We start from the raw sequence: 12094 nt of genomic DNA on the forward strand, positions 1-12094 counted from the left end.
TCATGGCTTGGCTAGGGAAGGACCGTCCTCGTCGTCGAGGGGATGCCGGGTCAGCTCGCGCTCGGACGCGGTCCTGGTGCGCAGCTTGTCGAGCAGGACATAGACCACCGGCGTGGTCAACAGGGTCAGGATCTGGCTGGCGATCAGGCCGCCGATGATGGCCACCCCCAGCGGGCGGCGCAGCTCGGAGCCTTCGCCGAAGCCGATCGCCAGCGGCAGCGCGCCGAGGGCCGCGGCCAGGGTGGTCATCAGGATCGGACGGAAGCGCAGCAGGCAGGCTTCGCGCACCGCCTCGACGGCCGTCAAGCCGCGCGCCCGTTCGGCCTCGAGGGCGAAGTCGATGATCAGGATGGCGTTCTTCTTGACGATGCCGATCAGGAGGAAGACCCCGATCAGGGCGATGATCGAGAACTCCATGCGGAACAGCAGCAGGGCCAGCACGGCGCCCACCCCGGCCGAAGGCAGGGTCGAGAGCACCGTCACCGGGTGCACCAGGCTTTCGTACAGGATGCCGAGCACGATGTAGATCACGATGATGGCCGCCGCGATCAGGAAAGGCTGCTCCTTGTTCGATTCCTGCGCCGCCTTGGCCGTGCCCTGGAAGCTGCCGCGCACATTGGTGGGCATGCCGATGTCGGCTTCCGCCTGGCGCACCGCCGCCTGGCCGTCCTCCAGGTTGGCGTTTTCGGCCAGGTTGAACGATACCGTCGTCGCCAGCTCGCCGTCCTGGTGGTTGACCGAGGTCGGGGTCGAGCTTTCCTCGTAGCGCGCCAGCGCCATCAGGGGGACCATGGTGGTGGCGCTGGCCCCAAGGGCCTGGCCGCTGGACGGATCGCGCGCGGCGGTCAGGTTGGCGGGCGTCGATGGCGCGCCCGTGGCGGCGGCCTGCTGGGCCGCCGTGCCCCTGGCCGGCACGTGCACGTCGCGCAGCGCCTCCGGCGATTGCGCATAGCGCTGGGCCACGCCCATCACCACGTGGTACTGGTTCAGTTCGTCGTAGATGTTGGCCACCTGGCGCTGGCCGAAGGCGTTGTACAGGGCGTTGGTCACGTCGCGCGTGCTGATCCCCATGCGCGCGGCGCTGTCCTTGTCGATGGTGACGAAGGTCTCGACGCCATTCTCGGCCTGGTCGGTGTCCACGTCCACCAGCGCCGGCTGGCGCTTCATGGACTCGGCCAGCTTGCCGGCCCACAGCTTGAGGTCGGCCGCGTTGTCGCTCTTGAGGGTGTACTGGTAGGTCGAGTTGCTGGAACGCCCGCCCATGCGCAGGTCCTGCACCGGATTCAGGAACAGCGACACGCCGGTCACCCGCGCCAGCTGCGGGCGCAGGCGGGCGATCACGGCCTGCCCTGCCTCGCTGCGCTGGTCGGCGGGCTTCAGGTTGATGAACATGAAGCCGCCCCCGGCGCGTCCGCCGCCTGTGAAGCCGACCACGGTGTCCACCGCCGGGTCGCGCTTGATGATGTTGACCAGCTGGCGCATCTTGGCCTGCATGGCCTGGAAGGAGATGCTCTGGTCGGCGCGGATGCCGCCGCTGATCTGGCCCGTGTCCTGCTGGGGGAAGAAACCCTTGGGCGCGGCGGCGAACAGGTAGACGTTCAGGCCGATCACGAACACCAGGCTGAACATCACCAGCAGCTTGCTGTCCAGCGCCCAGTCGAGCGCATGCTCGTAGGCGCGCAGCACGCGGCCGAAACCACGTTCTGACAACTGCGCGGTCCAGCGCGCCAGGCGTCCCGGCTTGCGCGCTTTATCGTCGCGGCGCAGGAGCGAGGCGCACATCATCGGCGTGGTGGTCAGCGAGATCACCAGCGAGATCATGACGGCGGCCGACAACGTGACGGCGAATTCGCGGAACAGCCGCCCCACCTGCCCGCCCATGAACAGCAGCGGAATGAAGACCGCCACCAGCGACAGCGAGATCGAGAGCACCGTGAAGCCGACTTCGCGCGCGCCCAGCAGCGCGGCCTTCATGCGGTCCATGCCCTGCTCGATGTGGCGGCTGGTGTTCTCCAGCACCACGATGGCGTCGTCGACCACGAAGCCGGTCGCCACCGTCAGCGCCATCAGCGACAGGTTGTTCAGCGAAAAGCCAAGCAAATACATGACACCGAAGGTGCCCAGCAGCGAGACCACGGTGGCCACGGCCGGCACCACGGTGGCGCGCACGCTGCGCAAGAAGACGCTCACCACCAGCACCACCAGCAGGATCGACAGCAGCAGGGTGAATTCGATCTCGTGCAGGGAGGAGCGGATGGAGTTGGTGCGGTCGGACGCCACCTGCAGGGCCACGTCGCCCGGCAGCTGGGCCTGGAGCGAAGGCAGCAGCGCGCGCACGCCGTCCACGGTCTCGATCACGTTGGCGTCCGGCTGGCGCGTGACCAGCACGATCACGGCGGGCTGGCCGTTGAACAGACCGATGGTGTTGATGTTCTCGGGGCCGTCGATGACCTCGGCCACGTCGCGCAGGCGGATCGCGGCGCCGTCGCGCCAGGCCACCACCAGGTCGCGGTAGTCGGCGGCGCTGCGGCCGTTGCCCGTCATGGCCGGCTGCGAATAGATCTGGAAGCGCGTGCCGCCGCCTTCGATCACCCCCTTGGGGCGGTTCGGGTTGCTGGCCTGGATCGCGGCGCGCACGTCCTCGGCCGAGACGCCGTAGCGGTTCAGCGAGTACGGCACCAGTTCGACGCGCACCGCGGGCAGCGAGCCGCCGCCGATCTCGACCTCGCCCACGCCCTTCACCTGGGCCAGGCGCTGCTGCACGATGTTCGACACCGACTCGTAGATCTGGCCCGGCGTACGCGTCTTGGACGTCAATGCCAGGATGATGACCGGGGCGTCGGAAGGGTTGGCCTTGCGGTAGGTCGGGTTGCTGCGCAGGGTTGCCGGCAGGTCGGCGCGCGCCGCGTTGATGGCGGCCTGCACCTCGCGCGCGGCCGAGTCGATCTTGCGGTTCAGGTCGAACTGCAGGCTGACCCGGGTCGAACCGGTGCTGCTGCTGGACGTCATTTCGTTGACGCCGGCGATGGTGCCGAGCCGGCGCTCGAGCGGCGTGGCCACGCTCGAGGCCATGGTCTCCGGACTGGCGCCGGGCAGCGAGGCCGACACCGAGATGGTCGGGTAGTCGACCTGGGGCAGCGGCGAAACCGGCAGCACGAAGAAGGCGGCGATGCCGGCCAGGGCAATCCCCAGGGTCAGCAGGACGGTGGCGATCGGGCGCTCGACGAAGGGCCGCGAGAGATTCATGCGCCCGCCTCGCTTGCTTGATGGGGAGCCTTGCCGGACCAGCGGCGCGCGGCGCGGTCGAAGGCCAGGTAGATCACCGGGGTGGTGAACAGGGTCAGCAGCTGGCTCACGATCAGGCCGCCGAAGATGGCCAGGCCCAGGGGCCGGCGCAGCTCGGCGCCCTCGCCCCAGCCGAGCATCAGCGGGATCGCGGCGAACAGCGCCGCCAGGGTCGTCATCAGGATCGGGCGGAAGCGCAGCAGCGCGGCCTGGCGGATCGCGTCCAGCGGCGATTTCCCCTGGTCGCGCTCGGCCTCGATGGCGAAGTCGATCATCATGATGGCGTTCTTCTTGACGATGCCGATCAGGAGGATGATGCCGATGATGCCGATCACGCCCAGTCCCTGCCCGGTCACCCACAGCGCCAGCAGCGCGCCCACCCCGGCGGACGGCAGGGTCGACAGGATGGTCAGGGGATGGATGTAGCTCTCGTAGAGCACGCCCAGCACGATGTAGACGCAGACCACGGCCGCCAGGATCAGCCACAGCTGGTTGGACAGCGAGGCCTGGTAGGCGCCCGAGGCGCCGAGGAAGGTCATCGATACCGAGGCCGGCATCCTGATCTCCTCGGCAGCCAGCCGAATGGCGTCGACCGCCTGCCCCAGCGACACGCCGGAGGCCGTGTCGAAGCCGACCGTGGCCGCCGGGTACTGGGCCACGTGGGTCACCTGCAGCGGCGCCTGGCGCTCGGTGATGGTGGCCACCGCCGACAAGGGCGTCGGCTGGCCGGAGCTGGTGCGCAGCTGCAGGTTGCCGAGGGCGTCCAGGGACATGGCCTGGTCCTGCTCCGCTTCCAGTATGACCCGGTACTGGTTGGTCTCGGTGAAGATGGTCGAGACGATGCGCTGACCGAAGGCGCTGTACAGGGCGTCGTCGATCGAGGCGGCCGTCACGCCCAGGCGCGAGGCGGTGTCGCGGTCGATGTCGATGAAGGCGGCGGCCCCTTGGGCGCCGGCGTCGGTGGTGGCGTTGCGCAGCTGCTTCAGGGTGCGCATCTTCTCGGCCAGCTTGTGCGCCCACTGGTTCACGGTGGCGCTGTCGGCGCCCTCGATCGACAGGCGGTACTGGGTCGGCCCGCTTTCCGCGTCGATGGTCAGGTCCTGGGTCGGCTGCAGGTAGAGGGTCACGCCGGCCACATTGGCCACGCGGGCGCGCAGGCGCTCGATGGTCTCTTCCTGGTCGCCGCGGTCCGCCTTCAGGTTGATCAGCATGGTCCCGGTGTGCAGCATGGTGTTGTTGGCCGCGTCCACGCCCACGTAGGAGCTGAGCGAGGCGACTTCGGGGTCGCGCAGGATCTCGCGCGCCGCGGCCTGCTGCAGGGCCGCCATGTCGCGGTAGGAGATCGACTGGCGCGTTTCCAGGCGCGCCTGCAACTGGCCGGTGTCCTGGGTCGGGAACAGGCCCTTCGGGATCACCGCCCACAGCAGCGCGGTGAGCACCAGGGTGCCGAGCGCCACGACCAGGGTCAGGCCCTGGCGCGCCAGCACCCAGCCCAGGGCCAGGTCGTAGCCTTCGATCACGCGGTCGAAGAAGGCCTGGGTCTGGCGCGCCAGCCGGCCCGGGTGTTCGTCCTCGCGCGCGCGCAGCCAGCGCGCCGCCATCATCGGCACAAGGGTCAGGGACACCACGGCCGAGATCAGGATCGTGATCGCCAGGGTTACCGCGAACTCGCGGAACAGGCGGCCGACGACGTCGCCCATGAACAGCAGCGGAATCAGGACCGCGATCAGGGATACGGTCAGCGAAATGATGGTGAAGCCGATCTGGGTGGCGCCCTTGAGGGCGGCCGCCATCGGCCGCTCGCCCTCTTCGATGTAGCGCGCGATGTTCTCGATCATGACGATGGCGTCGTCGACCACGAAGCCGGTGGCGATGGTCAGCGCCATCAGCGACAGGTTGTTCAGGCTGTAGCCGAGCAGGTACATGATGCCGAAGCTGCCGATCAGCGAAATCGGCACCGCCAGGCTGGCGATCACGGTGGCGCGGAGGCTGTGCAGGAAGGCGAAGATCACCAGCACCACCAGCACCACGGCCAGCAGCAGCTCGATCTGCACGTGCTCGACCGAGGCGCGGATGCCGGCGGTGCGGTCGCTCAGCACGTCCATGCGCACCGAGGCCGGCAGGCCGGCCTGCAGTTCCGGCAGGCGCTCCTTGATGCCGTCCACGGTGGCGATCACGTTGGCGCCGGGCTGGCGCTGCACGTTCAGGATGATGGCCGGCTTCATGTTGGCCCAGGCGCCCAGGCGCACGTTCTCCGCGCTGTCGACCACCCGCGCCACTTCCTCCAGCTTGACCGGTGCGCCGTCGCGATATGCGACGATCAGGTTCTTGTAGTCGGGGACGGTGAGCAGCTGGTCGTTGGCGTTGATCGCATACGAGCGTGTGGGACCGTCGAAGCTGCCCTTGGCGCTGTTGGCGTTGGCCGCCGTGATGGCGCTGCGCAGGCTGTCCAGGCCCAGGCCGTAGGAGGCCAGCGCCTGGGTATCGGCCTGGATGCGCACGGCGGGCCGCTGGCCGCCCGAGAGCGTGACCAGGCCGACGCCCGAGACCTGGCTGATCTTCAGGGCCAGGCGGGTATTGACCAGGTTCTGCACCTCGGTCAGCGGCAGGGTGTCGGAGGTGATGGCGAGCGTCAGCACCGGGGCGTCGGCCGGGTTCACCTTGGCATAGACAGGCGGCGCCGGCAGGTCGGTCGGCAACAGCGAGCCGCCGGCATTGATCGCGGCCTGCACTTCCTGCTCGGCCACGTCCAGGGTCTGGCCCAGGGCGAACTGGAGGGTGACGATCGAGACGCCGGCGGCGCTGGTGGAACTCATGCGGGTCAGGCCGGACATCTGGCCGAACTGGCGTTCCAGCGGGGCGGTCACGGTGCGCGCCATCACCTCGGGGCTGGCGCCGGGGTACAGGGTTTGTACCTGGATGGTCGGGAAGTCGACCTGGGGCAGCGCGGACAGGGGCAGGAAGCGGTAGCCGACCAGGCCGGCCAGGACGATGGCCAGCATGAGCAGGGCTGTCGCGACCGGGCGGTGGATGAAGGGGGCGGAGGGGCTCATCAGTGTTAGCCCTCGCCCACCCCGTCGTTCCCGCGCAGGCGGGAATCCAGGTTCGTCGAGCAGCCGGGTACGCATGCAAACCTGGGTTCCCGCCTGCGCGGGAATGACGGTTTATCGGTCGCGGGCGCGATGCGGAGACGACTCGTCATTGCTGCGCTCCCTGGCGCTGACGGCCTTGACCTTCTCCTCTACTTTCTCCTCTACCTTCGCCTCTACCTTCGCCTCTACCTTCGCCTCGCCCGTGTCCCGCGCGCGCGCCGGCCGGACGATCACCCGGCAACGTGACCTTGGCCCCATCGCGCAAACGGTCCGCCCCCTCGGTAATCACCTGCTCACCCGCCTTCAAGCCGGTCCTGACCTGCACCTTGTCCACCGTCGCCTCGCCCCGCGTCACATTGCGCAGCGAGACCGTCTTCTCCTTCGCGTTCAGCACATACACGAAGTCCCCGTTCGCCCCGTGCCGCAGCGCCGTCACCGGCACCACCACCGCGTCCTCGATCGTGTTCACCTGCAGGCGCAGGTTGACGAACTGGCTGGGGAAGAGCTTGCCGTCGGCGTTCGCGAAGCGGGCCTTGGCGCGCACGGTGCCGGTCTGGACGTCGACCTGGTTGTCGAGCGCGCTGAAGGCGCCGCTGGCCAGTTCCCGGGTGCGGGTGCGGTCCAGCGCCGTCGCCGGCAGTGTCGCCCTGGCCGCGATGCGCGACTGCAGCGCCGGCAGCTGGTCTTGCGGCACCGTGAATTCGACGTCGATCGGCGAGAGCTGGGTGATGACTGCGATGCCGTTGGCGTCGCCGCTGCCCACCAGGTTGCCGATGTCGACCGTGCGCAGGCCCACCCGGCCGCTAATCGGCGCCTTGACCGAGGCATAGCCCAAGTTCAGGCGCGCCGTGCCTTCCGAGGCGCGGTCGGTCATGACCGTGCCCTCCAGCTGCTTGACCAGCGCGGCCTGGGTGTCGACTTCCTGGCGTGCGATCGAATCCTGCTCCAGCAGGGTGCGGTAGCGCGCCAGGGTGACGCGGGCGCTTTCCAGCTGGGCCTCGTCGCGCTGGCGCTGGCCGCGCGCCTGCATCAGGGCCATTTCGAAGGGACGCGAATCGATGCTGGCCAGTACCTGGCCTTCCTTCACCATCTGCCCCTCGCTGAAGTGGATCTTCTGGATCACGCCCGAGACCTGCGGCCGCACCGTGGCGGTGGCGGCCGGGACCACCGTGCCGAGCGCCTCGAGCGTGACCGGAATATCGGCCTGCTCGGCGGTCGCCACGCCGACCGTGGTCGCCGGGGCGCCGCGTCCCCGCCCACCTCCGCCGCCCGGACCACCGGCCGTGGGACGGCCCGCCGCGGCGCCTGGTCCTCCCGGACCGCCGGGCGCGGCGGCCGGACGGTGCGTCAGGTACCACGCCAGCGCCGCCAGGCCGATCATCGCCAGCACGGCGATGAGGCTGCCGACGATGCGGGCACGGCGCTTGCGCGGCGTGCGTACGGGGCCGTGCGTCAGGGGTGTTCGGGGTGTGGTCGGCGCGTCCATGCTCTTCCTTGTCTTTCCGGCCAGAATGCCTTTGTGTCATGCGATGTCCGGTTGACTGTAGCATGGGGTGTTTGTGCGTTATGTTTCGTAACGTACATTGCGCGCACCTCGATCCGGCCCGTGAAACGGAGGGCTTAACACCGATTTACACCGTTCCCCGCCTGTTCACGGGAGGTAAACGACAAACGGGCGCGGAACCCTGTTCCGCGCCCGTTTTTCCCTTGTAGGAAACGGTTACAAACTCGCTACATGACTTGTCAAGGAAGCCCGCAGAGGCAGTGGGTCACCGCCGTGAAGGGCTTGCGTTCCTTCGTCAGTTCCGACAGGAAGGCCATGTCCTCGGCCACCTGGGCCACCGGCCCCGCGGGCAAGGCCTCCTCGAGCAGGCCGAGCTTGACCTGGATGGTCACCGCCTGCGCGGCCGAGGCGCCCATCAGCTGCAGGAAGCGCTCGACGCGCGTCACCGGGCGCTCGACATAGCTCACGCGGTAGTCGCCCTCCAGCTTGGCGCGGCGGGCGGCCGAGTCCAGGGCGTCGCCATAGCTGCCCAGGCGGTCGACCAGGCCGCGCTCCTTGGCCTGGGCGCCGGTCCAGACCCGGCCCTGCCCCACCTCGTCGATCTTGGCGACCGTCGTCTTGCGGGCGGCCGCGGCCTTGGTGGTGAACTCGCTGTAGACATGGTTGATGCTGCTCTGGACCACCTGGCCGAAGCGCGGGTCGAGCGGGCGCAGCGGGTTATAGGCATCGGCCAGCCAGGTGGTGGTCACGCCGTCGGTATGGATGCCCAGCTTGTCGCGCACCTTCTCGGCCGTCGGGAGGATGGCGAACACGCCGATCGAGCCGGTGATGGTATAGGGGTCGGCGATCACCTCGTCCGCCGCCATCGAGATCCAGTAGCCGCCCGAGGCCGCCAGGCTGCCCATCGACACCACCACCGGCTTGCCGGCGGCACGGGTGAGTTCCAGTTCGCGGCGGATCAGCTCGGAGCCGTAGGCGCTGCCGCCGGGCGAATCCACGCGCAGCACGACAGCCTTGATCTCGTCGTCCTCGCGCGCCTGGCGGATCAGGTTGGCCGTGGTCAGGCCGCCGACCACGCCCGGGCCGCCGACGCCCTCGGTGATATTGCCGGACGCGACGATCACGCCCACCGCGCTGCCGAAGGGCTTCTGCGGGTGGCGCGACAGGTAGTCATAGAAGCCGATCTGGCGGAAGGACTTGATGTCCTCCTCGTACACGCCGCGCTTGACCAGCAGCGCGCGCATCTCGTCGCGGGTCTTGAGCCCGTCGACCAGCTTGTTGGCCAGCGCCACCTTGGCGAAGCTGCCGCCGGCCGCCTCCATCTGCTGCGGCAGCGTCTCGACGAAGCTCGCCACCGCTCCGCCGGTCAGCTTGCGGTTTTTCTCGACCTCGGCGGTATAGCTGGTCCACAAGGCGTTGTAGAGGAAGGTGTCGGCTTCGCGCGCGGCGTCCGACGGGCCGTTGGCGATATAGGGCTCGGCGAAACTCTTGTAGGTGCCGACCTTCATCAGGTTGACCGTCACGCCCAGCTTGTCGAGCGCGTCGCGGTAGTAGTTCTTGTGGCGTCCGAAGCCCTCGATCATCACCATGCCCATCGGGTGCATGTAGACCTCGTTGGCGTGCGAGGCCACCAGGTAGCGCTTCTGGTCGTAGTTGCCGCTCCAGGCCACCACTTTCTTGCCGGCGGCCTTGACGCGGTCGACCCCGGCGCCGAATTCGCGCAGCATGGCCAGGCCGCCGCCTTCCATCTCGTCGAGCAGCAGCACGACGGTGGAAATGTTCGGGTCCTTGGCGGCCTTGTCCAGCACCAGCAGCACGTCGCGCAGGCGCACGGTGCGCTTGCTGTCGCCGCCGACGCTGTCGAGCACGGTTTCGCGCAGGGTGGTCTGGTACTGCTCCACCAGGTCGCCCTTGAGCTCGAGCACCAGGGCGGTGTTGTTGCCGATCGGCTTGACGCCGCTGCCGCCGAAGATCATCCAGGCCAGCAGGATGATGAAGACCAGGAACAAGAGGTTGAAGAAGGTGCGGCGCGTCGCGTCGAGCGCGCCCCACAACCAGCTGAAGCCGCGCCGCAGGGCGCTGAAGGGCTTGAAGGCCATCGAAACTCCGATATATATATGTACGCGGTTCTATCAGGCGGCAACGGCTGCCGGTCCGGCTCCGGCCCGTGCGCGCTGGGAAATCGCGAACAAGCCGGCATAGACGAGTATGCCATTTACCATGAGCAATTCCAGCCCGAGTCGGTAAGAGCCGAGCAGGTATGCCTGATTGTACTCAAGGAGCGCGCAAAGAATCGGTGCGCCAATCGTCACATAGGGTACAAGGCGGTCGGTCAGGGTGCGCGTGGTCAGCATGCCGAAGGCGAACAGGCCCAGCAGCGGACCATAGGTGTAGCTGGCCAGCTTCAGGATGACGACGATCATGCTCGGGTTGTCGGCGGCCTTGAAGGCCAGCACCAGCAGCAGGAACAGGAAGGCGAAGCCCAGGTGGACGTGGCGGCGCAGGCGCTCCTTGCCGGCTTCGCTCAGGTCGTCGCGGCGCTTGATGCCCAGGATGTCGATGCAGAAGGACGAAGTGAGCGCCGTGATCGCGCCGTCGGCGCTGGGGAACAGGGCCGAGATCAGGGCGATCAGGAAGATGATCTGCACCGTGGCCGGCAGGTGCCCCATCACCACGGCCGGGAAGATCTTGTCGCCGGTGGCGCTCACGCCGACGCTAGGCGCGTACAGGTACAGCAGCCCGCCCAGGAACAGGAAAGCCATCAGCACCACCACCAGCACCCCCGTCAGGGTCAGCAGGTTCTTCTGCGAGTCGCCCACGGTCTTGACGGAAATCGTCTTCTGCATCATTTCCTGGTCCATGCCGGTCATGGTCAGCACGATGAAGGCGCCGGCCACGATCTGCTTGAGGAAGAAGTTCGGGCTGTCGAAGTCGGTGGTGAAAATGCGCGACAGGCCTTGCGACTGCATGGCGTTCAGGCTCTCGGGCACCGACATGCCCAGCTCGTTCAGCAGGAACCAGACGCAGGCGAACAGGCCGAACAGCATGCAGCTGGTCTGCAGGGTGTCGGTCCAGACGATGGTCTTGACGCCGCCCTGATAGGTGTACATCAGGATCATGGCCAGGATGACCAGGGTCGTGATCCAGAACGGGATGCCCAGGCTGTCCAGGATGATCGCCTGCAGGATGTTCACGACCAGGTACAGCCGCGCGGTGGCGCCCAGCAGGCGCGAAACGATGAAGAAGCCCGCCCCGCTCTGGTAGGCGCGGCGCCCGAGGCGCACGTCCAGGTAGTGGTAGATCGAGGTCAGCTTCAGGCGGTAGTAGAGCGGCAGCAGCAGGTAGGCCACCAGGATGTAGCCGATCACGTAGCCGATCAGGATCTGGGCATAGCCGAAGCCGTCCGCGCCCACGTTGCCCGGCACGCTGATGAAGGTGGCGCCGGACAAGGTGGTGCCGACCATGCCGAAGGCGACCAGCATCCAGTTGCTGCTCTTGTTACCGATGAAGAAGCTGTCGTTGTCGGCGTTGCGCGAGGTGACCCAGGCGACGGCGAGCAGCAAGGCGAAATACGCGATGAGGATGATGAAGAGAAGAACCGGGGACATAGGGCGGGATGGGGTTGTCGTTTCGCACAGCAATATACACCGAAGCGATGACCCCGCCTATTGCCGACGCGGCAACACCTATACCCGCAGGTTCTAGGCTTCCTCGCCCTTCACACGCTCGAAGGGGCCGATGCAGGACTCCATCGTTTCGTCCGAGCACATCAGGAACAGCGACCCGGACGGATGGAAACGGATGAAGTTGGTCGCCCGCGTGCCGACCTTCATGATCGCCCCGGAACAATCCTTCTTGCCGTTGTCCTTGGTGATGCGGTCTTCCAGGCGGTAGAAGCCCTTGGAACTGGGCTTGTCGGGAATCTTGAACTCGCTCTCGGACACTTCCTCGGCACTGGTGACCAGGGTGGTGCCGTCGCCGCGGAAGCGGTAGGTCTCGGAGCAGCCCAGCTCGGGCAGGCTGAGACGCCAGATGCCGAGGATGGGATGGTCGGCCGGCGGCGCTGCCACCGCCAGGCCGCTCAGGGCAAACAACAGCAACAGTCCGGCAGGCACTCGCATGGCAGGCTCCTCGGCGGTCGGTGCGGCGTCGCCTGCGCCGTCGCAGGCCTGTCCATTATTGCAGGGGGGACGCGCGCGCGGCGCACGCGCGT

6 protein-coding genes are annotated in these 12094 nt (G+C 67.7%); all 6 read right to left on the reverse strand.

Translation table 11 applies throughout. The annotated features are described in order from the left end of the window. Nucleotides 1–3246 (reverse strand): efflux RND transporter permease subunit, encoded by a 3246-nt coding sequence (locus tag V7778_RS02760; protein ID WP_335551826.1) that lies wholly within the window; start codon nucleotides 3244–3246, stop codon nucleotides 1–3. Next, nucleotides 3243–6338, reverse strand: a complete 3096-nt coding sequence (locus tag V7778_RS02765; protein ID WP_335551827.1) for an efflux RND transporter permease subunit — start codon at nucleotides 6336–6338, stop codon at nucleotides 3243–3245. The genes V7778_RS02760 and V7778_RS02765 overlap by 4 nt, the downstream gene beginning before the upstream one ends. Nucleotides 6339–6483: 145 nt before the next feature. Then, the gene (locus V7778_RS02770) at nucleotides 6484–7863 is read right to left on the reverse strand and encodes an efflux RND transporter periplasmic adaptor subunit (RefSeq protein WP_335551828.1); all 1380 of its coding nucleotides are present in this window, start codon (nucleotides 7861–7863) and stop codon (nucleotides 6484–6486) included. 257 nt (nucleotides 7864–8120) lie between these two features. Then, the gene (gene sppA, locus V7778_RS02775; RefSeq protein ID WP_335551829.1) at nucleotides 8121–9980 is read right to left on the reverse strand and encodes a signal peptide peptidase SppA; all 1860 of its coding nucleotides are present in this window, start codon (nucleotides 9978–9980) and stop codon (nucleotides 8121–8123) included. Between the two features lie 33 nt (nucleotides 9981–10013). Further along, the gene (locus tag V7778_RS02780; RefSeq protein WP_335551830.1) at nucleotides 10014–11489 is read right to left on the reverse strand and encodes a sodium:solute symporter; all 1476 of its coding nucleotides are present in this window, start codon (nucleotides 11487–11489) and stop codon (nucleotides 10014–10016) included. Nucleotides 11490–11582: 93 nt separating this feature from the next. Then, complete coding sequence (locus tag V7778_RS02785; RefSeq protein ID WP_335551831.1) at nucleotides 11583–12002, reverse strand: hypothetical protein; 420 nt, start codon at nucleotides 12000–12002, stop codon at nucleotides 11583–11585. Nucleotides 12003–12094: the final 92 nt, after the last annotated feature.

Origin of the sequence: Massilia sp. DD77 (assembly GCF_036961685.1) — a bacterium.
Lineage (GTDB): Bacteria > Pseudomonadota > Gammaproteobacteria > Burkholderiales > Burkholderiaceae_D > Telluria.

Coding starts and splice junctions, on each gene's coding strand:
- V7778_RS02760 (WP_335551826.1), bottom strand. CDS start 3,246: ATGAATCTCTCGCGGCCCTTCGTCGAGCGCCCGATCGCCACCGTCCTG.
- V7778_RS02765 (WP_335551827.1), bottom strand. CDS start 6,338: ATGAGCCCCTCCGCCCCCTTCATCCACCGCCCGGTCGCGACAGCCCTG.
- V7778_RS02770 (WP_335551828.1), bottom strand. CDS start 7,863: ATGGACGCGCCGACCACACCCCGAACACCCCTGACGCACGGCCCCGTA.
- sppA (WP_335551829.1), bottom strand. CDS start 9,980: ATGGCCTTCAAGCCCTTCAGCGCCCTGCGGCGCGGCTTCAGCTGGTTG.
- V7778_RS02780 (WP_335551830.1), bottom strand. CDS start 11,489: ATGTCCCCGGTTCTTCTCTTCATCATCCTCATCGCGTATTTCGCCTTG.
- V7778_RS02785 (WP_335551831.1), bottom strand. CDS start 12,002: ATGCGAGTGCCTGCCGGACTGTTGCTGTTGTTTGCCCTGAGCGGCCTG.